Source organism: Bradyrhizobium cajani, from assembly GCF_009759665.1.
GTDB lineage: Bacteria > Pseudomonadota > Alphaproteobacteria > Rhizobiales > Xanthobacteraceae > Bradyrhizobium > Bradyrhizobium cajani.
Map to the genome: position 1 here is coordinate 1 of NZ_WQNE01000055.1, position 19916 is coordinate 19916.

At 64.7% G+C, this 19916-nt stretch carries 20 protein-coding genes; 8 read left to right on the plus strand and 12 right to left on the minus strand.

Annotated features, from left to right (window positions below; genetic code table 11):
* Window positions 1-332: 332 nt before the first annotated feature.
* Window positions 333-1178, plus strand: a complete 846-nt coding sequence (gene dapD / locus GPL20_RS36240; RefSeq protein ID WP_157337117.1) for a 2,3,4,5-tetrahydropyridine-2,6-dicarboxylate N-succinyltransferase — start codon at window positions 333-335, stop codon at window positions 1176-1178.
* A gap of 49 nt (window positions 1179-1227) precedes the next feature.
* Here dapD and GPL20_RS36245 read toward each other — a convergent pair whose 3' ends face one another.
* Window positions 1228-1899 carry a response regulator gene (locus GPL20_RS36245; protein ID WP_157337119.1) on the minus strand — a complete coding sequence of 224 codons (672 nt, stop codon included), beginning with the start codon at window positions 1897-1899 and terminating at the stop codon, window positions 1228-1230.
* Window positions 1900-2245: 346 nt separating this feature from the next.
* Between GPL20_RS36245 and GPL20_RS36250 the strand changes: the two genes are divergently transcribed.
* Entirely contained in the window at window positions 2246-3871 is a 1626-nt protein-coding gene (locus GPL20_RS36250) for an MFS transporter (RefSeq protein ID WP_205751236.1), read from the plus strand.
* Between the two features lie 126 nt (window positions 3872-3997).
* Here GPL20_RS36250 and GPL20_RS36255 read toward each other — a convergent pair whose 3' ends face one another.
* Both GPL20_RS36255 and GPL20_RS36260 read right to left on the minus strand, forming a co-directional pair.
* On the minus strand, window positions 3998-4480 hold the full coding sequence (locus GPL20_RS36255) for a secondary thiamine-phosphate synthase enzyme YjbQ (RefSeq protein ID WP_157337124.1): 483 nt from the start codon (window positions 4478-4480) through the stop codon (window positions 3998-4000).
* A 159-nt stretch (window positions 4481-4639) separates the two neighbouring features.
* Window positions 4640-5155, minus strand: coding sequence for a hypothetical protein (locus GPL20_RS36260; protein WP_157337126.1), 516 nt, complete (start codon window positions 5153-5155; stop codon window positions 4640-4642).
* A gap of 356 nt (window positions 5156-5511) precedes the next feature.
* On the opposite strand from GPL20_RS36260, the gene GPL20_RS36270 reads away from it, so the two are divergent.
* From GPL20_RS36270 to GPL20_RS36290, 5 genes are all read left to right on the plus strand, one after another.
* A complete protein-coding gene (locus tag GPL20_RS36270; RefSeq protein WP_157337128.1) occupies window positions 5512-5886 on the plus strand; it encodes an AtpZ/AtpI family protein in 375 nt (124 codons plus the stop codon).
* A 111-nt stretch (window positions 5887-5997) separates the two neighbouring features.
* Window positions 5998-6747, plus strand: a complete 750-nt coding sequence (locus GPL20_RS36275) for a F0F1 ATP synthase subunit A (RefSeq protein ID WP_157337130.1) — start codon at window positions 5998-6000, stop codon at window positions 6745-6747.
* A 53-nt stretch (window positions 6748-6800) separates the two neighbouring features.
* Window positions 6801-7031: a F0F1 ATP synthase subunit C gene (locus GPL20_RS36280; protein ID WP_007599451.1), complete on the plus strand. Its 231-nt coding sequence runs from the start codon at window positions 6801-6803 to the stop codon at window positions 7029-7031.
* Between the two features lie 65 nt (window positions 7032-7096).
* Entirely contained in the window at window positions 7097-7663 is a 567-nt protein-coding gene (locus GPL20_RS36285) for a F0F1 ATP synthase subunit B (RefSeq protein WP_157337131.1), read from the plus strand.
* 5 nt (window positions 7664-7668) lie between these two features.
* The gene (locus tag GPL20_RS36290; protein WP_157337133.1) at window positions 7669-8154 is read left to right on the plus strand and encodes a F0F1 ATP synthase subunit B family protein; all 486 of its coding nucleotides are present in this window, start codon (window positions 7669-7671) and stop codon (window positions 8152-8154) included.
* A 180-nt stretch (window positions 8155-8334) separates the two neighbouring features.
* Here GPL20_RS36290 and GPL20_RS36295 read toward each other — a convergent pair whose 3' ends face one another.
* The 5 genes from GPL20_RS36295 to GPL20_RS36320 all read right to left on the minus strand — a co-directional run bounded on the left by GPL20_RS36295 (window position 8335) and on the right by GPL20_RS36320 (window position 13737).
* Window positions 8335-8985 carry a hypothetical protein gene (locus tag GPL20_RS36295; protein ID WP_157337135.1) on the minus strand — a complete coding sequence of 217 codons (651 nt, stop codon included), beginning with the start codon at window positions 8983-8985 and terminating at the stop codon, window positions 8335-8337.
* 133 nt (window positions 8986-9118) lie between these two features.
* Window positions 9119-9706 carry a GNAT family N-acetyltransferase gene (locus GPL20_RS36300; protein WP_157337138.1) on the minus strand — a complete coding sequence of 196 codons (588 nt, stop codon included), beginning with the start codon at window positions 9704-9706 and terminating at the stop codon, window positions 9119-9121.
* A gap of 36 nt (window positions 9707-9742) precedes the next feature.
* Complete coding sequence (locus GPL20_RS36305; RefSeq protein WP_157337140.1) at window positions 9743-11032, minus strand: M16 family metallopeptidase; 1290 nt, start codon at window positions 11030-11032, stop codon at window positions 9743-9745.
* Complete coding sequence (gene thrC / locus GPL20_RS36310; RefSeq protein ID WP_167533357.1) at window positions 11029-12447, minus strand: threonine synthase; 1419 nt, start codon at window positions 12445-12447, stop codon at window positions 11029-11031. The genes GPL20_RS36305 and thrC overlap by 4 nt, the downstream gene beginning before the upstream one ends.
* Before the next feature lie 645 nt (window positions 12448-13092).
* On the minus strand, window positions 13093-13737 hold the full coding sequence (locus GPL20_RS36320) for a response regulator transcription factor (RefSeq protein ID WP_157337146.1): 645 nt from the start codon (window positions 13735-13737) through the stop codon (window positions 13093-13095).
* Between the two features lie 86 nt (window positions 13738-13823).
* Between GPL20_RS36320 and GPL20_RS36325 the strand changes: the two genes are divergently transcribed.
* Complete coding sequence (locus GPL20_RS36325; protein ID WP_157337148.1) at window positions 13824-15155, plus strand: histidine kinase; 1332 nt, start codon at window positions 13824-13826, stop codon at window positions 15153-15155.
* On the opposite strand, the gene GPL20_RS36330 is transcribed toward GPL20_RS36325, so the two are convergent.
* The 4 genes from GPL20_RS36330 to GPL20_RS36345 are packed head-to-tail and all read right to left on the minus strand — an operon-like array spanning window position 15139 to window position 19643.
* Window positions 15139-15420, minus strand: coding sequence for a DUF3325 domain-containing protein (locus GPL20_RS36330; RefSeq protein WP_157337150.1), 282 nt, complete (start codon window positions 15418-15420; stop codon window positions 15139-15141). The genes GPL20_RS36325 and GPL20_RS36330 overlap by 17 nt on opposite strands.
* The gene (locus tag GPL20_RS36335; protein WP_205751237.1) at window positions 15417-16940 is read right to left on the minus strand and encodes a PepSY-associated TM helix domain-containing protein; all 1524 of its coding nucleotides are present in this window, start codon (window positions 16938-16940) and stop codon (window positions 15417-15419) included. Before GPL20_RS36335 ends, GPL20_RS36330 begins: the two co-directional genes overlap by 4 nt.
* 27 nt (window positions 16941-16967) lie before the next feature.
* Window positions 16968-17243: a hypothetical protein gene (locus tag GPL20_RS36340; RefSeq protein ID WP_157337154.1), complete on the minus strand. Its 276-nt coding sequence runs from the start codon at window positions 17241-17243 to the stop codon at window positions 16968-16970.
* Between the two features lie 39 nt (window positions 17244-17282).
* A complete protein-coding gene (locus GPL20_RS36345) occupies window positions 17283-19643 on the minus strand; it encodes a TonB-dependent receptor (protein WP_157337156.1) in 2361 nt (786 codons plus the stop codon).
* Window positions 19644-19916: the final 273 nt, after the last annotated feature.

Below are 19916 nucleotides of genomic sequence, written 5' to 3' on the forward strand. Positions count from 1 at the left end.
CGACCTGCTCCTCTCCAGAACCCCATCAGGCGACGGCCACAGCGCCGATCCCGTACAGAAGCACGTTCCCGGCGAGTGGATGACGCAAAAAGGGATTGACTAACCACCGCCCGTTACAGAAGCCCGGATGGAGCGTAAGCGAAATCCGGGGCCTGTCGCCGCCGAGGGACTTTCCCGGATTACGCTTCGCTCCATCCGGGCTACGAGGCAGACCTAGCCGTCATGCCCAGCGAAGGCCTTCGCGGGTGATGACGGTGAGGCCAAGCTTGACTCCTCCCCTCCAAATCCCGAAAAAGCGCCCCAATCCGTCAAATTTCCTAGAGGAAATCCCGATGTCCCTTGCAGCCCTCGAATCCACCATCAACAGCGCCTTCGACGCGCGCGACGGCATCTCGACCTCGACCAAGGGCGAGGTGCGCGAGGCCGTGGATCAGGCGCTGGAGATTCTGGACAAGGGCGAGGCGCGCGTCGCCGAGCGCGGCAGCGACGGCAAGTGGAAGGTCAATCAGTGGCTGAAGAAGGCCGTGCTGCTGTCGTTCCGTCTCAACGACATGGGCGTCATCCCCGGCGGTTCCGGCAAGGCGACCTGGTGGGACAAGGTGCCCTCGAAGTTCGAAGGCTGGGGCGAGAATCGTTTTCGCGATGCCGGTTTTCGCGCCGTGCCCGGCTCGATCGTCCGCCGCTCGGCGTTCATCGCCAAGAACGTCGTCCTGATGCCGTCCTTCGTCAATCTCGGCGCTTACGTCGACGAGAGCACCATGGTCGACACCTGGGCGACCGTCGGCTCCTGCGCGCAGATCGGCAAGCGCGTGCACATCTCCGGCGGCGCCGGCATCGGCGGCGTGCTCGAACCGCTCCAGGCCGAGCCCGTGATCATCGAGGACGACTGCTTCATCGGCGCCCGCAGCGAGGTCGCCGAAGGCGTGATCGTGCGCAAGGGCGCGGTGCTGGCGATGGGCGTGTTCCTGGGCGCCTCGACCAAGATCGTCGACCGCGAGACCGGCGAGATCTTCATCGGCGAAGTGCCGGAATATTCCGTGGTCGTTCCCGGTGCCCTGCCCGGCAAGCCGATGAAGAACGGCCAGATGGGCCCGAGCACCGCCTGCGCCGTCATCGTCAAGCGCGTCGACGAGCGCACGCGCTCGAAGACCAGCATCAACGAGCTGCTGCGGGACTAAAGCGCGATGGGATTAAAGTTCGCGCCGCCAGCCGAACTTCACACCGTCATCAGCCTGTGGGCGAGCCCTGCTTCCACTGGCCGCCCGCGATCTTCGCGGCAGCGATGACGGCCTGGGTGCGGCTCTCGACGCCGAGCTTTTGCAGGATCGCCGAGACGTGGGCCTTGATGGTGGCCTCGGAGACGCCGAGCTCGTAGGCGATCTGCTTGTTGAGCAGCCCCTCCGACAGCATCATCAGGACCCGGACCTGCTGCGGCGTCAGCGTCACCAGGCGATCGCGCAGGCGCGTCGTGTCGGGGTCGGCGGCGGCCGACAGGTCGGTGTCGGCCGGAACCCAGACGTCGCCCTCCATGACCTTGAGGATGGCGTCGCGCAAGGTCTCGACGCCGAACCGCTTCGGGATGAAACCGGAAGCGCCGAAATCGAGCGAGCGGCGGATCGTGGCGCTGTCGTCGGAAGCCGAAACGATCACCACCGGAATCGCCGGATATTGCGCGCGCAGATAGATCAGGCCGGAAAAGCCGGAGATCCCGGGCATCGAGAGGTCGAGCAGAATCAGGTCGACGTCGGAGGTCTGTTCCAAAAGCCTGGTCAGATCCTCGAACGAGCCGGCCTCGTCGATCCTGGCCGAGGTTAGGACACCCGCCACCGCCTGCCGCAGGGCATCGCGGAACAGGGGATGGTCATCGGCAATGACGAGATGAGTCGAGGGAGCGTTCATCGTTCTCTTGCTTCGATTCGCGCCGGACTGGCGAACAGCTGCCGCGGCACGTCAATTCTTCCCCGAGCGGCCGTGGCATGCAAGTGCACATTATCCCTTTGCTGCAAAGGGGTTAATCCCCGGCTTCACGGCTTGCGCGCCGGCGCCCGATACCGGAGCGTCAGGTGCGCGTCCGTGCGCAAGGCCGAAAGTCGTATTGGGGCGGGTTTCACGCCGATGTTACCTTGTCGTCAAGACCAGGGTTGATCCGGCATGTCCGGACGTCTGGGGCAGAGGAAACGCATTACATTTCGGGGAGCGACTCAACATGTCGACAGTGGCTGTGTCTCAAGAAGGCGCGGGAGGAATGACGAAGGACGAACGTTTCGTCATTCTCGCCTCCTCGCTCGGTACCGTCTTCGAGTGGTACGATTTCTACCTCTACGGTTCGCTCGCCTCGATCATCGGTGCGCAGTTCTTCTCGGCCTATCCGCCGGCCACCCGCGACATCTTTGCGCTGCTGGCGTTCGCCGCGGGCTTCCTGGTGCGCCCGTTCGGCGCGATCGTGTTCGGCCGCATCGGCGACATCGTCGGCCGCAAATACACCTTCCTCGTCACCATCCTGATCATGGGTCTTTCGACCTTCATCGTCGGCCTGCTGCCCAACGCGGCGACGATCGGCATCGCGGCCCCGATCATCCTGATCGCACTGCGCCTCGCCCAGGGTCTGGCGCTCGGCGGCGAGTATGGCGGTGCGGCGACCTATGTCGCCGAGCATGCGCCGCACGGCAAGCGCGGCTACTACACCTCCTTCATCCAGACCACGGCGACGCTCGGCCTGTTCCTGTCGCTGCTGGTGATCCTGTTCACCCGCACCGCGACCGGCGAAGCCGATTTCGCGGCGTGGGGCTGGCGAATCCCGTTCCTGGTCTCGGTGCTGCTGCTCGGCATCTCGGTCTGGATCCGGCTGCGCCTCAATGAATCGCCGATCTTCCAGAAGATGAAGGACGAAGGAAAGAGCTCGAAGGCGCCGCTGACGGAAGCCTTCGGCAACTGGCAGAACGGCAAGCTCGTGCTGCTCGCCCTGCTCGGCGGCGTGATGGGCCAGGGCGTGGTCTGGTACACCGGCCAGTTCTACGCGCTGTTCTTCCTGCAATCGATCCTGAAGGTCGACGGCTATACCGCCAACCTGCTGGTCGCCTGGTCGCTGCTGCTCGGCACCGGCTTCTTCATCGTGTTCGGCGTCTTGTCCGACAAGATCGGCCGCAAACCGATCATCCTCGGCGGCTGCCTGATCGCGGCGCTGACCTTCTTCCCGATCTTCAAGATGATCACCACCAACGCCAACCCGGCGCTGGAGAAGGCCATCGAGCAGACCAAGGTCGAGGTGGTCGCCGATCCCGCGGGCTGCGGCGACCTGTTCAATCCGGTCGGCACCCGCGTCTTCAGCGCACCTTGCGACACTGCGCGTGCCTTCCTGTCGCAGTCGTCGGTCAAGTACGCGACCACGTCTGGCGCGGCCGGCTCCGGCGTGAAGGTCGTCGTCAACGGCAAGGACGTTCCGTACACGAACGCCAAGGACAGCAACCCGGCCGTGCTCGCTGCCGTGCAGGCGGCTGGCTATCCGAAGGCTGGCGATGCAGGCATCGTGAAGATGGCGCATCCGTTCGACATCTTCCGTCCGCAGGTGGCGGCAGTCGTCGGACTGCTGTTCATCCTGGTGATCTTCGTCACCATGGTGTACGGCCCGATCGCCGCGATGCTGGTCGAACTGTTCCCGACCCGCATCCGCTACACCTCGATGTCGCTGCCCTACCACATCGGCAACGGCTGGTTCGGCGGCTTGCTGCCGGCAACCGCCTTCGCCATCGTGGCCTCGACCGGCGATATCTATGCGGGTCTCTGGTATCCGGTCGTCTTCGCATCCATCACCGTCGTGATCGGCTTCCTGTTCCTGCCCGAGACCAAGGACGTCGACATCAAGGCGACCTGATCGGAGGCGCCGATCTCAACCGATACGAACCGGCCGCGGTCTCCGCGGCCGGTTTTGTTTTGTGCCGGAATCCTTCACGCGAACCGGCAACCGCTTCGCTCCAAGACGCTCTACTGACAAGACGCTCTACTGATTGCTGCTGCCGATGAATTGCAGCACCACCTCGCGCCGGTGCGGGCGAGCGCGGTGCTCGATCAGATAGATCGCCTGCCAGGTGCCGAGCGCGAGCTTGCCGTTCAGGACCGGCACATGCAGTGAGGTCCCCGTCAGCATGGTCTTGACGTGCGCCGGCATATCGTCCGGGCCTTCGGTGTCGTGAGTCCAGCCTGCATCTGCATCGTCCGGTGCGAGACGCGCCAGCACCGTGGTGAGATCGACCAGCACGGAAGGATCGGCATTCTCCTGGATTGTCAGCGACGCCGAGGTGTGACGGATGAACAGCGTCAGCGTCCCGTCCCGCGCATGAACGTCGGTGACGAAGTTCGCGGCGTCGCGCGTGAGGTCGATGAAGCTGCAGCCGGAGGTCTGCACTGTCAGCGTCGCGGTGCTGACGCTCGTGGCGTGTACCGTCGATGGTGCCGAGCGGGTGACAGATCTGGCTGATGTCATGAACGGTCTCGACTAATCCAACGCGGCCGTAGGGTGGGCAAAGGCGCAAGGCGCCGTGCCCACGTCTTCCTTCATCGTTGTAGAGGCATGCCGGGCACGGCGTAAGAGCGCCTTTGCCCACCCTACGATAGCTCAACGCGTGGATAGCGCGGAGGGTCCTCAAATCTTCCCCGACACGTCCTTCTGCACGCGGTTGGCCATGTCGATCAGCCGGCGCCAGGCCTTTTCCAGGAACGACATCACCCGGTCGAGATCCTGGTCGCTCGGCAGCGGGATCTCGATCCGGCGCTCGCCCTCGGCGATCTTCGGCTCCGGCTTCTTGAGCGGAGCCGATTTCGGCAGCGGCTCGTCGATCTTGCCCGACACGGTCGCCCCCGCCGCGAGCTGGCCCTTCAGCTTCTCGACTTCGGCCTGGAGCCGGCCGATCTCGGCATCGAGCGCGGAACGTTCGTCGGGCACCGCATAGCAGGCCCAGCCGGCGCCGTTCTTGGTGCAAGTCGAGACCGTGCCGGTGCGGGTGTCGAGCCGCAGCACGCCCTCGGGGATCGGCGTCATGCTGTAGCGGCCGTTTTCGCCGTCGGGCGCGGACTGCGCGGCAACGAGGCCGCCGCCGACGGCCATCACCGCGGCAAGCGCCGCAAGCCAAGCTGCTGTGGACGACGTCGCTGATCTCATCGCACTCTCCGCCGCGCCGTCTGCGGCTGTCCTGCAATTCTACACCCCGGCGAGACAATCCGCCGCCCAAAACGCACTGCTGACATCAACGATCGCCGCCATCGCTTCGATCCCCGCAAGCACGGCGAAATGGCGGCGGCCCAAGCCTATCCTGAGGACAGCTGCTGCGGTGCGGCGTCACGCTGTGTGCAGCGCTGCTGCGCACGCCAATATCATCAGATAAATCAGATACATAATGGAAAGCGACGCAATCGTGACTTGGCTTGACTTGATTATAGGCCATCAGTATGGTCCGCGCGGCTTTTGAGGGTGGCGGGCGTAATTTCCATTCAGCCGGCGTTTCGGGTCTTCGTTGCATGACACAGGGCACGGGGCACGGGGAGAATGGGGATCGCGATAGATCGTCCGAGGAAGCTGCGCTTTCCGAACGGCTCGGAAAACTTAATCAGCGGTTGTCCGAATATCGCGACCGCCGAAATAAGACCGAGCAACCCGCAGGTGACGATGGAGACGGAGCGGCCAGAGCCTCGGCGATGGCGCTTGGTTTCCGGTTATCTTCGGAGTTGGTCGCCGGCGTCGTTGTCGGAGCGGGGATTGGCTGGGGGTTCGACCGCTTGCTGTCGACGTCGCCTTTCGGATTCATCGTGTTCCTGCTGCTGGGCTTCGTCGCCGGGGTGGTGAATGTGGTGAGAACGGCGGGCGCGGGTCAAAACAGGCGCGGTGGTTCTTAAGCGATCCGCCCAGGAGAGGAATGATCGTACCGGCCTCGCCGGTACGGGCCGGCCCGGCCGGCAGACCGAGACCCGCCGGCATTGCCCGGCAGACCAAGAGATGCCGCGCTGATGAAAATCGACCCGATCCACCAGTTCAACATCGAGCCTCTCTTCACCCTGGGCCATATCGGCAACCACACGATCGCCTTCACCAACTCCTCGCTCTACATGCTGGTGGCGGTTGCGATCATCTCGCTCCTGATGCTCGCGAGCGGCACGCAGCTGGTCCCCGGACGCCTCCAGTCGGTCGCCGAGATTTCCTACGAGTTCGTCGCCTCGACCATCCGGTCGACCGCCGGCGCGGAAGGCATGAAGTTCTTCCCGCTGATCTTCTCGCTGTTCATGTTCATCTGCGTCTCGAACCTGGTGGGCATCATCCCCTACACCTTCACGGTCTCGAGCCATCTGATCGTCACCGCGGCGCTCGCGCTGCTGGTGTTCTTCACCGTCCTGATCTACGGCATCTACAAGAACGGCCTGAAATTCTTCAAGATTTTCGTTCCCCACGGCGTCCCCGGCTACATCCTGCCGCTGGTCATGTTCATCGAGGTCCTGTCGTTCTTCCTGCGGCCGGTCTCCCACAGCGTCCGTCTCTTCGCCAACATGCTGGCCGGCCACATCGCGCTGAAGGTGTTTGCGGGCTTCGTCGCCATGCTCGGCTTCTCGCTCGGCGCCGTCGGCTGGATCGGCGGCGTGCTGCCGCTGGCGCTCACGGTCGCGCTGACCTCGCTCGAACTCCTGGTCGCGTTCCTCCAGGCCTACGTGTTCGCGATCCTGACCTGCATCTACCTCAACGACGCCATTCATCCGGGACACTGAGCGGTCCGGGGAATTTCCACCCACAACCCAATCTTTCTTCCAAGGAGTCTAAAATGGATCCGGCAGCAGCAAAACTTATCGGCGCGGGCATCGCGTGCATCGGCATGGGCGGTGCGGGCGTCGGCGTGGGCGTGATCTTCGGCAACTACCTCGCCGCAGCCGTGCGCAACCCGTCGGCCGCTCAGGGCCAGTTCGGCAACCTGATCTTCGGCTTCGCCGTGACCGAAGCGCTCGGCATCTTCTCGCTGCTGATCGCGCTGCTGCTGCTGTTCGTTCCGCTCTGAGGACGACGTTTTTCGCGCCGTTCCAGCCTCTGGGACGGCGCGCGTGACAGCAACAGGAGATCTCCATGGCTGAGAGTCATGGCGGCGCAAAGGGTCCGGCGGCGGGCACCCACACCGAGGCTGACGGTGGTCACCACGGTGGCGGTTTTCCGCCGTTCGAGAGCAGCACCTTTGCATCGCAACTGGTGTCGCTCGCGATCTTCTTCGTCGTGCTTTACGTGATCGTGTCCAAGCTCGCGCTGCCGCGCATCGGCGGTGCGATCGAGGCGCGCCAGAACAAGATCGAGGGCGACCTCGCCGAAGCGCAGAAGCTGAAGGACCAGTCCGACGCGGCGCTGAAGGCCTATGAAAGCGAGCTCGCTTCGGCGCGCACGCGGGCGCAGGCGATCGGCAACGAATCCCGCGACAAGGCGAATGCGCAGGCGGAAGCCGAACGCAAGACTCTTGAAGAGCAGCTGGCGACCAAGCTCGCCGAGGCGGAGAAGACCATCGCCTCGACCCGCACGGCCGCCATGAGCAACGTCCGCGGCATCGCGGCCGATGCGGCAGGCCAGATCGTGCAGCAGCTCACCGGCGTCATTCCGGACGCTGCGGCGGTCAATGCCGCGGTCGACGCGTCCTTGAAGGGTTAGGCGATATGTTCTTCGAACCTGAATTCTGGGTCGCCGTCGCCTTCGTGATCCTGATGGTCGTGTTCGGCTATCTCGGGGTCTTCAAGACCGCGATGACCTCGCTCGATCATCGCGCCGCCCGCATCAAGGCCGAGCTCGACGACGCGGAGCGCCTCAAGCAGGAGGCCGCCAAGGTGCTCGCCGACTACAAGGCGCGCAGTGCCACGGCCGAGCGCGAGGCCGCCGACATCATCGCCAACGCCAAGGCCGAAGCCGAGCGCATCGCAGCCGACGCCAAGGCGAAGATGGAGGACTTCGTCGCCCGCCGGACCAAGACCGCGGAGAGCAAGATCGCGCTCGCCGAGGCCCAGGCGCTGGCCGATGTCCGCGCCGCCGCCGCGGAAGCCGCCGTCCAGGCCGCCTCGACGATCCTGTCGCAGTCGGTCAAGGGCCAGGTCGCCGACGATCTGCTCGCCAAGGGCATCAGCGAGGTTCGGCAGAAGCTGAACTGAGGGATTTGTCCTCACCAATCAAAAAGCCGGCGCGATCAGCGCCGGCTTTTTTGTTTGGGCAGGTTGCTTCCTCATCGTCATGGCCGGGCTTGTCCCGGCCATCCACGCCTTGCCACGCGGCACGAAGAACGTGGATGCCCGGGACAAGCCCGGGCATGACGGTCCCTTGCGAAACTTCACCTACTTCTTCTTCCGCGCCTTCGGCTCGGGCGAGAGCGCCTGCGGGTCGAAGCCGACGTAGAAGATGTAGGAATCGGCGGTCGCGGCCGAGGGCACCGGATAGGTCAGGTCCTCGGCGACGAAGGTGAAGGGCACGCTGCCGCCTTCCGACATCTCGACCGTGGTCCGGTAGGCCTTGGAGGCGATCACCTTCTCGCCAATGCCGCCCTGCACCACGGCGACACGCAGGGGCACCTCGACGGTGGCTGGCGCCCCGGCGGGTCCGGCAATGACGCGACCCTGGATGCCGATCCGGGTCGTGATGCCCGCACCGCCGCGGGCGCATTCGCGCGCCATCTTGGTGATCGTGGCCTGGAACCGGATGTCACTGCCGACCGCCGGCTTGCCGGAGGCACCGACCGCATAGGTGGAGGCGCCGGAGCGCACGGTGACCTGCGGGCAATCGATCTCGTCATCGGTCGGCTGGCCCGGCGCGGGCGCCGGCTTGGGCTCGGCCGGCTCGTCGGACTTGCCGCCGAACAGGCTCTTGAAGCGGTCGGTCAGCGACTGGGCCGCCACCGGCGAGACGGAGGCGAGCGCAACCGACAACGCCAGCGCGATCCCCGTCCCCCGCCGCAACACATTCCGCGATGACCGAAGCTCCTGCACCATCGACGCCTAGACTCCATGACAATTGTCCGGCCGATCGCCGGCAGGCCCTGCCGCGTTATATCGTCAAAATCGGCGAACCCAAGGCAGCAGATGAGGCCGCCCAATGAGACTTTGGCCAAAGGCATGCCACGGCTCAGCCGCGGAAATCCTCGTGCAGGAGGCCAAATAGCAGGTGGTCCTGCCAGACCCCGTTGATGCAGAGGTAGCGGCGCGCCAGCCCCTCGCGGGAGAAGCCGCACTTCTCCAGCACCCGGATCGACGGCGCATTGGTCGGGATGCAGGCGGCCTCGACCCGGTGCAAATTGAGCTCGCCGAACAGCGTCGGCAGCAGCACCCGCAGCGCCGCCGTCATGTAGCCGCGATGGGCATAGGGCTGTCCGACCCAGTAGCCGATGGTGCCGGCCTGCACGATGCCGCGCCGGACATTGGCGAGGGTGATACCGCCGACCATGGCGCTGTCGAGCTCGCGGAAGATCAGGAAGGGATAGGAGCGGTCCGCGGCGATGTCCTCGGAATAGCGGCGCAGGCGGCGGCGGAAGCCGGACCGGGTGAGATCGTCGGAGGGCCAGATCGGCTCCCAGGGCGTGAGGTAATCGCGGCTGGACTCGCGCAGGTGCGCCCACTGCAAGAAGTCCGACATCTGCGGTGCGCGCAGCAACAGCCCGTTGCCGCGCGGGGCGAGAGCGGCGGGTCCACTGGATGGCAGGCGAAACAGGGCCATGGTGATGCTTCCCGGGGCGGCGCCCCTGCGCGGCTCCTAGTGCAGCCGTGCCTTGGCGCGCGCCCGCGTCAATCCTTCCGCAAAAGACACCGCCGTGTCCAGACCCCTGCCGCTGCCCAATGCGACAACCGCAGGGCGGCTGCGCGCAAGCAGCGCACGCGCGGCATCCCTGGTCGATTCGACGCTGACGGCGTCGATCCGGGCCACCAGCTCCTGCACCGTCTGCGGCCGGCCATAGGCCAGCACATGCCGGGCAAGCTGCTCGGCTCGCGACGAGCAGCTCTCCAGTGCCATCAACAGGCCGGCCTTCATCTGTGCCTTGGCGCGCGCGATCTCGGCCTCGGCCAGCGTCTCCACCGACTCGTTCATGATGTCGACCACGACCTCCATCATCTCCGGCGCGTCGGCCGGATCGGTGCCGGTGTAGAGGCCGAAGAAGCCGGTGTCGGTATAGGGCGCGTGGAAGCTGTAGATCGAGTAGCACAGGCCGCGCTTCTCGCGCACCTCCTGGAACAGCCGCGACGACATTCCGCCGCCGAGGATGTTGGTGAAGACCTGGAGCGAGAACAGAGACGGGTCGGTCTGCGGCACGCCTTCCAGCGCCAGCGTCAGATGCGCCTGCTCGAGCTCGCGGTGGACCACCTTGGCGCCGCCCTGGCCGAACTGGGCGGATTGCGGCTTCGGGCCCGGCGTCGCCTCGAAGCCCGCAAAGCGCTCCTCGACCTCGGCGACCACCTGCTTGTGGTCGACGGCGCCAGCGGCGGCCACCACCATGTCGGGCCCGCGATAATGCGTCGACAGATAGCCGCGCAGCATGTCGCGGTTGAAGCCGCGCAGCGTCTTGGCGGTGCCGAGCAGCGAGCGGCCCATCGGCTGGTCGGGATAGCAGAGCTCGTTGAGATGCTCGAACACGACGTCGTCGGGCGTGTCCTGCGCCGCACCGATCTCCTGCACGATGACGTTCTTCTCCCGCTCCAGCTCGTCCGGCTCGAAGGCGGGATTGGCGAGGATGTCGGCGAGCACGTCGAGTGCGAGCGGCACGTCGGCCTTCAGCACCCGCGCGTAGTAGGACGTGGTCTCGGTCGAGGTGCCGGCATTGAGGTCGCCGCCGACCGCCTCGATCTCCTCGACGATCTCGCGCGAGGAGCGCGTCGTCGTGCCCTTGAACGCCATGTGTTCAAGCAGATGCGAGATGCCGTGCTCGTTGGGCTTCTCGTCGCGCCCGCCGACGCCGGCCCAGACGCCGAGTGCGGCGGTCTCCAGATGGGGCATCCTGTCGGTGACGATGGTCAGGCCGGAGGCAAGCTTGGAAATCTCGACGCTCATCCGGCAACTCCCTGTTTTGCGGCGCGGCTGACCGACAGCACGAACCGCTCGACCTCGGCCTGATCGTTCTTCATCACCTTCATGTGTTCGGATTTGGTCATGAGCCCGTCGAGCCAGGCGGGCAGCTGCGGTCGCTGGCCACAGGCAGCCTCGACCGCATCAGGGAATTTGGCGGGATGGGCGGTGGAGAGCACGATGTTGGGCACCGTGGTGTCGGTGGTGTCGCGGTCGGCGACTGCGAGCGCCACCGCCGTATGGGGATCGACCAGCTCGCCCGCCTCGCGCCAGGCGGCGCGGATCGCGGCCGCGGTCTCGGTCTCGTCGGCGCGGCCGGCGTCGAACTCCTCGCGGATCGCGGCCAGCGTCGCATCGGGCAGCACGAAGCGTCCCGACTGCTTCAGCGAATCCATCAGCCGGCGCACGCCGGCCGCATCGCGCCGGCCGGCCTCGAACAGCAGCCGCTCGAAATTCGAGGAGATCTGGATGTCCATCGACGGCGACGCCGTGGCGTGCACCTCGCGCACCTCGTAGATGCCGGTCTTGAGCGTGCGGGCCAGGATGTCGTTGACGTTGGCGGCGATGCGCAGGGTGCGCACCGGCAGCCCCATGCGCTTGGCGACGTAGCCGGCGAAAATATCGCCGAAATTGCCCGTCGGCACGATGAAGTCCACCGCGCGCGCCGGCGCGCCGACGGCAACGGCCGACGTGAAGTAGTAGACCACCTGGGCGACGATGCGCGCCCAATTGATCGAGTTGACGCCCGACAGCGACGTCGCATCGCGGAAGCGATGGTTGTTGAACATCCCCTTCACGAGCGCCTGGCAGTCGTCGAATGTGCCTTCGATGGCGAGCGCATGGACGTTGGCAGCGCCCGTCGTCGTCATCATCCGCTGCTGGACCTCGGAGATGCGCTTGTGCGGGAACAGCACGATCAGATCGACATTCTCGAGGCCCGCGAACGCTTCGACCGCGGCGCCGCCGGTGTCGCCCGAGGTCGCAACCACGATGGTGGTGCGTTGGCCGCGCTTGGCGAGCACGTGGTCCATCAGCCGCGAGATCAGCTGCATCGCCACGTCCTTGAAGGCGAGCGTCGGGCCGTGGAACAGCTCCAGCACGAACTGGTGCGGCGACATCTGGCGCAGCGGCACCACCGCGGGATGGCGGAAGGTGGCATAGGCCTCGTTGGCCATGCGGCCGAGCTCGGCGTCCGAAATCTCCCCGCCGGCGAAGGGGCGGATCACATCGACCGCGACCTCCCAATAGGGGCGACCGAAGAAGCCGGCGATGGCCTCGGTCGAGAGCTGCGGCCAGGTGGCCGGTACATACAGGCCGCCGTCGCGGGCGAGCCCGGTCAGCATCACGTCACAGAAGCCGAGTTCGGGGGCCTCGCCCCGGGTCGAGATATAACGAGTCAAACTGCCCTCCAAAGGCCGACCGAGCCTGAGCTTGATCGTTAAGCCTTTGATTTTACGAAATTACTTGTTAACAGCCAGAGGCTCTGGGCCACCTTAAAGTGTTTTGCGGCATCGGGAAACCGCTTCCATCCCGCACCTGCGCGATGAGATTGGGATCAATCGCCATCGCGCTTTAGGTTATTGTTTGAGCATGATCTTTTCGGAAAACCGCTTCACACTTTTCCGGATCATGCTCCAGCCCAATGAAAAAGGGCTGCGGCATTGCCGCAGCCCTCTCTTGGAAGGTCTGTCGTTGTGTGCAGACCGGTTTGCCTCATCGGGGTCGCCGACCCGCTAAAACTGTTCACCCAAGCTTTCGACGCCCGTCATCTGATCGTCAAGAGCGAAAACGGCAGGTGGCGAAAAATGTTCCTGTTTTTCCCGGCGCGAATGAGGTTTTCACTCGTGCGCCAAAGCAACGGCTCGCGCCATGTTGCCGCTTCTTCCCGAAAACCTTGCCTGCTCAGGGAACGAATGCCGCGACGATCCATTGGGTCGGCGGATGGTGCCGGCCATCGTCCACGCATTGCCCGGCCGATGGCGACGCCGATCCGTCGGCCGAACCGCTGCATCCCGGAAGCAGCCGGTTCGGTCGCTAGCGGGACGTCAGTTCATCCCGATTTCCACCGCGATCCTGATCAGATCGGAATGGTTCTTGGCCCCTAACTTCTGCTTGAGCAGCGACGTGGTGTTGGCGACCGTCTTGTAGGAGATGCCGAGCGCCTCGGCGACCTCGACGATCTTGTCGCCGCGTCCGAGCAGCCGGAGAATCTCGAGTTCCCGCGGCGTCATCTGCGAGGCCGGATTGGCCTTGATCGCAGCGCCGGAGAAGGTCACGGCCTCCGCGAGCTGCGGCGAGATGAAATTGTCGCCCGCCACCACCTTGCGCACCGCCTTGAGCAGGATCCGGGGATCGTCGCCCTTGGAGACATAGCCCTGCGCCCCCAGCTCGACCGCCCGCACCACGAAGGCTGGATCGTCGTTCATGCTGAACATGATGATCTTAGCGGCGGGATCGTCCTTGCGGATCCGCCGCATCAGCTCGAAGCCGGAAACGTCAGGCAGGCTGATGTCGATCACGGTGACGTCGGGCCGCCTGCTGACATAGGCGCGATGCCCGGATTTGGCGTCGGTCGCCTCGTCGATGCGGATCGAATGGTCGGACGCGAAAAGGGTGCGGCAACCTGACAGGACGACGGGATGATCGTCGACGATCAGGATCCTGGTCGCCGGCTTGGCGGTATCTTGCATCGCATACCCTCTTGTTCTTCGACTCATAGACCGGCGGGAACAAATGGAAAGAGAGAAATTCGCCGGGACGCGTTAGAATTGACCTAATGTGGCAACGTCTCTCCTTCACGACGCAATTGTTTCTTCCGCTCGGCGCGAGCCTCCTCGCTGCGCTGATCATGGGCGGCGTGCTGCTCCATACCTTCTCAGGAGGCCAGCTGGCGGAGGAGAACGAGCCTGGTCGACGTTCGACCCGGGTCATCGCCGCCGCGCTCAACAACACCCTGCATACCTCGGACAATCCGCGGCAGACGCTCGACGCCTTTGTCCATTCGTTGGACACCTCATCTGATATCCAATTCCGTTCCGCCGAAGCAGGTCCCGCGCCCTCCGCGAAGGACGATCTGCGCAAGCCGCATGGCGTGCCGCAATGGTTCATCGACCTGCTCACCATCCCCGACCTGGACGCGGCATCCCCCGTGATGATCGACGGCAAGCGCGTCGGCGATCTCATCTTCCTGCCCGATATGTCGGCCGACCTGTTCGAGAAATGGATCGGCTTCCTCGCGCTCACCAGCCTGATCGCCGTGCTGATGGTTCTCACCGGCACCATCGCCTTTGTCCTGGCGAGATCGGCGCTGCGCCCCCTGCAACATCTCGGCGAAGGACTGACGCGGATACGGCGCGGCGACTACATTACGCCGATTCCGGTCTGCGGACCGCCGGAAATCCGGCAAAGCTGCGAGGAGGCCAATGCGCTGGCTGCGACGCTGGCGCAATTGAGCGAGGACAATCGCGACCTGCTGCATCGCCTGGTGTCGCTCCAGGACGACGAGCGGCGCGATCTCGCCCGCGAACTGCACGACGAACTCGGTCCGTTGCTGTTCAGCATCCGCGCCGGCACGATCGCGCTGATCGAGACCTCGCCACCGGCAGGAAATCTCGGCAATTCGGCGCAGCAGGTGCTGCAATCGGTCGAGGCGCTCCAGCAGACCAACCGTCGCATCCTCGACCGGCTGCGGCCGCTCTACATCGAGGAATTGGGCCTCGAGACCAGCGTGCAGACGCTGCTTGTGAACTTTCGCAAGCAGGCGCCGCATATCGGCCTGACGGCCACGATCGATCCTGGTCTCAACGCGATCGACGGACCGCTCGCCCGGACCGTCTATCGGGTGATCCAGGAGGCGCTGACCAATGTGCTGCGCCATGCCAGGGCCAGCAATGCCCATGTGCAGGCGGCCGTCACCGGTGAGACGCTCGTCGTCGAGATCTCCGACGACGGCGACGGCTTTCCCGAGGGCAACGCCTTCGGCCGGGGCCTCACCGGCATGCACGAACGCGTGCGCGCGCTCAGCGGATCGCTGTCACTGCTGCGCGCGGACGAACGAACCTATGTGCGCTGCCGCCTGCCGGCCGGAGCATCTATGTCGCCGGCGTGATCCTCGGCAGCCAAGCCAGTATCAGTGCAACGGCCATCGCACTGATGCTCAGGAGACAAGCCCAGACGAGCGCGCCGAACGAGGGTCCCTCGGACTGCACCAGGATCGCGAGGGACGCCAGGAGCAGGACCGCACCGGCCCATCGCATCGCGATCCCGGTCGATTTGGAAAGATGGCCATGGCGCACGATACGGCCGAACTGCTTGGGCTGGCTGCCCGCGAGCAGCGACCATCCGGCGAATAAAAGCGCCATCGCGATCATCATGCGCCCGCCTCTTGCAAGGACACCGCAGCGACGCGCCTGCTGCGCGCAAGACGAAGCGCGGCGCAGGCGGCGACGACGGCTGCAATCAGCAGTGTGGCGTCGATCCCTGCGACCGGCCAGAGCTGCCGGTGAACGATGGCTCTGATCAGATGATCTCCGGTCGTGACCGCGTTGAGCAACACGGCCGCCACAGCGAGCGCGGAGATCGTCCAGCACTGGCCAATCCAGGCCCGACCTCCGGAACTCCATGCATGCAGCAATGTGAGCAGCCAGACCAGGTGAAAGCCAACAACCTCGATCGCGCCGCGCTCGACACCGAAGGCCGATGCGCCGAGAGGCAGCGCGCGATTGGTCACCATGAAGGCGAGCGTGGCGATCAGGACACCGGTCACGCTCGCGACCGTCACCGCCTCGACCACGCGCGCCCCGGAACGACCGAGCTTGCGATGCCGTTCGCGCCGCGACTCGACCCAGAACAGCAGACCGGTCGCAATCAGCACGCATCCGGCAAGTCCGAGCACGAAGTACAGCCAACGCAGCGTCCAGTGCTTGAACTGGATGAAATGCAGGCCCGCGATGAAGCGCTGGGTGACCGCGGCGGGCTTTTCAGGCTTGCTCGCCGACAGCAACTCGCCGGTCGCTCCGTCGACATAGGCCATATGGGAGATGTTGCTGACGACGTCCTCGGACGAACGGTTCGCCTGGACATAGGCGGCGGCATCGCCGGGATGGAAGACATAGAGATAGTTCGGCTCCCCCTGCCCCCAGACCGATTTCGCTTTCGCGACGATCGTGTCGAACGAGACCAGATCGGCAGGGCGCCTGGCCGGGGGGCGCACATAGGAGCCGTAGGCCTCGCGACCGAACAGGCGCACATCCTGCCGGTAGACCGCCCAGATGCTGCTGGGAAAATACAGGGAGAACAGGATGACGAGACCCGAGACGCTGATCACGACGTGAAAGGGAAGGCCGAGAACGCCGGCGACATTGTGCAGGTCGAGCGTCGCGCGCCGCATCTTGCGCTCCGGCCGGAACGTGAAGAAGTCCGCAAAGATCTTGCGGTGGATCACGACGCCGGACACGCACAGCACCATCATCATCATGCCGCAGAGGCCGACGATCCAGTAACCGAGGCCCAGCACCTTCAGGTTCAGGCTGTAGTGAAAGGGATAGATGAACCGGCTTCCGCCAAGCGTGCCCTGATCGGGCAGCTCGGCGCCCGTCGTTGGATCGAACATGTGCTGCGCGAACGCGCCGTCGGTCCCACGCCACAGCGCCGTGATGACCGGATTGCGCTCGTTCGGAACCAGCAGGAGCACGCTCGGCGATTTGGCCGCCAGCGCGGCCTGATAGGCCGGACGCATCGTCTCGTAGGAGAACTCCGCCGGCAGCGCGAGGCGCGACGCCGGCATCATCCAGCGGTCGATCTCCTTGTCGAACACCGACAGCGTTCCCATCCAGAAGATGGCGAACAACAGCGAGCCCAGCACCACACCCGACCAGGTGTGCAACCAGTTCATCGATGCGCGAAACGTCGGTTCCATGGCCTAGGACGGCAACCGGCTGAGCAGGAGGACCAGCGTCAGGCTCAGCGCCGTGACCGCGCCGAGCCAGAGCGTGACACGGATCAGCGCGGGCTCGGCAAACGACCAGATCATGACACCGAGATAGATCACGAACCCCAGCATCGCGCCCAGCGTGGCGGCTTCGCTCCGCTCCATGCCAACCATGGCCACTGCGATCATCGCCAGCGCGGCAATGATCGCCGAGGTCCCGACATAACCTCCGACGATGGCGAGAGCGGTTCTGGCGAAGATCTTCATGTGGCGATGGTCGCTATCCCGGGGATCAGAGCCGTCCCGTCAAAAATTGAAGGTGGTCGAGACCAGATAGGTCCTGGGCGCGCCAAGCGTGATGACGCCGCTATAGGCCGACGCCCAATAGGCCTTGTTGAACAGGTTCTCGATATTGGCGCGAACCACGATCGGCTTGCCGTTCCAGGGCGAGGTGAACGTGTAGCGCGCACCGATATCGACCCTGGTCCATTCCGGCAGGGTGAGCGTATTGGCGAGATCGACATATTGCGAGCTGGTGTAGATCACCCGCCCCGTCAATGTCAGATCGCGGACGAAGGGCGTATCCCATTCCGCACCGATATTGGCGTTCACCGCCGGCACACCGATGGCCTCCTTGCCGTCATTGGCGGCCAGCGTCGCCTTTTCCTGCACGCCGTGGATCAGCGCGACGCCGCCGAGCAGCCTGAACCAAGGGGTGACCTCGCCGAACACGTTGAGCTCGATGCCGCGATTGCGCTGCCGGCCGTTGAGCTGCTGCGAGATGCCGAGCGGCTCGACGACCGAAATGATGCTGGGCTGAGAGATGTCGAACCCGCTCATGGTCGCGGTGATGCGTCCCGCATCGATCTTGATGCCGGCCTCGGCCTGCTTGGTCTGTCCGGGCGGGAAAACCGTCCCGCGATTGAGGAAGGTGCCAGCGACCACGGCCGGCGTCTGCAGGCCCTCAATGTAGTTCGCATAGAGCGAGATGTTCTCGATCGGCTTGACGACAATTGCGTAAGCCGGCGTCCAGACTGAGGTGTCCTGCTCCGGCCGCGTCAGTGCCGGCGACAGATAGTTGGTCACCGAGCTTCCGGCGGTCTGGCGCCGGACGCCGACCGTGAACTGGAGGCGCTTGTTCCAGAGCGACATCGTATCGGAGACGCCGACGCTCCAGAGATCGACATTGGTGATCTGGCTGGCGCCCAGCGGGCCGAACGTCGGCTTCGCGATGTTCGTTGGTTCGGTGTAGAGATTCCAGTAGATCGTTCCGGGCCCTGGCGTCGGCGTCAGGATGCGCTGATTGTAGGTTCTGTCGTTGATCGAATAGCCGACATTGAGCGCGTGATTGACCGGCCCGGTGTCGGCATTGATGCGGACGCCGGCTTCGCCGGCAAGGGTTTCGAAGGTTTCCTTGCCCTGGAACGGCGTCGATCGCAGCCCGCCAAGCTGGAATGTAGCGGGCGTCGCTGTCGTCACGCCCGGAATGGCATTGCTGATGATCGGCGACGGATAGGCATAGTTGATGTTGCTGTCGTGATAGCCGAACGCCGCATACGCGGTCATCCAGTCGGTGACGTCGACTTCACCTCTGACCGTCGAGAAGAAATCGGTCGGGTGGTAGTATGCCCACGGCACCTGAAAATTCAGCCCGGCCTTCGGCGGCGGCGGGATGACGGTCGAGCCCACGGTGAAGAAGCGCAAGGGCGGATTGAGGACGTCGGCCTGGTAGCCGAGATCGACGGCGACGCGCGCGCTCTCGCCGCGATAATCGAGGCCGAGCGCAACGTTGCCGAACTCGTCGTTCTGGCGATTCCACGGCGTGCTGCCGTTCGAGTAGGTGTTGTTGAGCCGAACGCCCCACTCCTTGTGCTCGCCATAGCGCCGGCTGATGTCAATCTGCTCGCCGAATTGCGACTTTGACGCATAGGTGCCAGTCAACTGGGTGATGTCGACATCGCCCGCGTGCTTGGTGACGAGATTGACGCTGCCGCCGACGGCGCCCGCGCTGGTCGCGCCGGTGCCACCGACCGTCATCCCGTTGAGCACGGCGCTCGGCCCCTTCAGCACTTCGACGCGCTCGACGAAGTTCGCGCCGGTCGAGTAATAGGGTGCGATCCCGTAGAGCCCGTTCAGGCCATAGTCGCCGCTGTCATAATAAAAGCCGCGGATGAAGAGGCTGTCGGCGCCGCCGCCGGCCGCCTGCACCACGCGTACCGATGGATCGTTGGCGAGAACGTCGCGGATGGTGCGCGCCTGCTGGTTCTTGATCAGCTCGGCCGTGTAGCTGGTCTGGTTGAACGGCGTGTCCATGACGCTGCGATTGCCGAGCAGGCCGAGACTTCCACCGGTCGCAACCTGCCCTCCGGCGTAGGGCGCCGGCGGCGCGCCGAGCGTGCCGGTCGAAGGCGTCACGTAAGGAACTGGAGCGATGTTGCGTGGCGCCGACACAGTCGCCCGCCTTTGCGTGCGGTCACCCGGGGATTGCGAGCGCTGGATCGTCTGCCGTGGCCTCGGTTTGGTCGGCGCATCCACCGTCACCGGCGGCAAGGTGCCCTGCGCATAGGCCTTCTGATCGAACGGAAAATTCAGCGAGAGAGCGAGAAAGCTAACGGCTCCAAGTAAAGCAGCGCGGACAAAATGTCTCGGCGCAATGACGCATTCCATAGTGCACCCCAATCCCTGCCAACACGCAGGTCCCATGGGTGACCTAACACGTGCATTTCGCGGAGTGCAGCGACACAGGAATGGAAGACATCTAAGTTCGACAAATCACCTGAGGTGAATGGACGCGCGCAGATGAAACGGGAAATAGAGGCACGCTGCGAAGGAAAGAGAAGCAGATTTTTCGGGAAAGAGATGAAGCCCGCCTCGATCAGCACGATAGCTGATGTCCATCGCGACCTCGCTGAATGCGAGCCCGCTCCCACGGCCGAGTGG

Excerpts from the sequence above, each read along its gene's own strand:
- dapD (WP_157337117.1), top strand. The coding sequence starts at position 333 with ATGTCCCTTGCAGCCCTCGAATCCACCATCAACAGCGCCTTCGACGCG.
- GPL20_RS36245 (WP_157337119.1), bottom strand. The coding sequence starts at position 1,899 with ATGAACGCTCCCTCGACTCATCTCGTCATTGCCGATGACCATCCCCTG.
- GPL20_RS36250 (WP_205751236.1), top strand. The coding sequence starts at position 2,246 with ATGACGAAGGACGAACGTTTCGTCATTCTCGCCTCCTCGCTCGGTACC.
- GPL20_RS36255 (WP_157337124.1), bottom strand. The coding sequence starts at position 4,480 with ATGACATCAGCCAGATCTGTCACCCGCTCGGCACCATCGACGGTACAC.
- GPL20_RS36260 (WP_157337126.1), bottom strand. The coding sequence starts at position 5,155 with ATGAGATCAGCGACGTCGTCCACAGCAGCTTGGCTTGCGGCGCTTGCC.
- GPL20_RS36270 (WP_157337128.1), top strand. The coding sequence starts at position 5,512 with ATGACACAGGGCACGGGGCACGGGGAGAATGGGGATCGCGATAGATCG.
- GPL20_RS36275 (WP_157337130.1), top strand. The coding sequence starts at position 5,998 with ATGAAAATCGACCCGATCCACCAGTTCAACATCGAGCCTCTCTTCACC.
- GPL20_RS36280 (WP_007599451.1), top strand. The coding sequence starts at position 6,801 with ATGGATCCGGCAGCAGCAAAACTTATCGGCGCGGGCATCGCGTGCATC.
- GPL20_RS36285 (WP_157337131.1), top strand. The coding sequence starts at position 7,097 with ATGGCTGAGAGTCATGGCGGCGCAAAGGGTCCGGCGGCGGGCACCCAC.
- GPL20_RS36290 (WP_157337133.1), top strand. The coding sequence starts at position 7,669 with ATGTTCTTCGAACCTGAATTCTGGGTCGCCGTCGCCTTCGTGATCCTG.
- GPL20_RS36295 (WP_157337135.1), bottom strand. The coding sequence starts at position 8,985 with ATGGTGCAGGAGCTTCGGTCATCGCGGAATGTGTTGCGGCGGGGGACG.
- GPL20_RS36300 (WP_157337138.1), bottom strand. The coding sequence starts at position 9,706 with ATGGCCCTGTTTCGCCTGCCATCCAGTGGACCCGCCGCTCTCGCCCCG.
- GPL20_RS36305 (WP_157337140.1), bottom strand. The coding sequence starts at position 11,032 with ATGAGCGTCGAGATTTCCAAGCTTGCCTCCGGCCTGACCATCGTCACC.
- GPL20_RS36320 (WP_157337146.1), bottom strand. The coding sequence starts at position 13,737 with ATGCAAGATACCGCCAAGCCGGCGACCAGGATCCTGATCGTCGACGAT.
- GPL20_RS36325 (WP_157337148.1), top strand. The coding sequence starts at position 13,824 with ATGTGGCAACGTCTCTCCTTCACGACGCAATTGTTTCTTCCGCTCGGC.
- GPL20_RS36330 (WP_157337150.1), bottom strand. The coding sequence starts at position 15,420 with ATGATGATCGCGATGGCGCTTTTATTCGCCGGATGGTCGCTGCTCGCG.
- GPL20_RS36335 (WP_205751237.1), bottom strand. The coding sequence starts at position 16,940 with ATGAACTGGTTGCACACCTGGTCGGGTGTGGTGCTGGGCTCGCTGTTG.
- GPL20_RS36340 (WP_157337154.1), bottom strand. The coding sequence starts at position 17,243 with ATGAAGATCTTCGCCAGAACCGCTCTCGCCATCGTCGGAGGTTATGTC.
- GPL20_RS36345 (WP_157337156.1), bottom strand. The coding sequence starts at position 19,643 with ATGGAATGCGTCATTGCGCCGAGACATTTTGTCCGCGCTGCTTTACTT.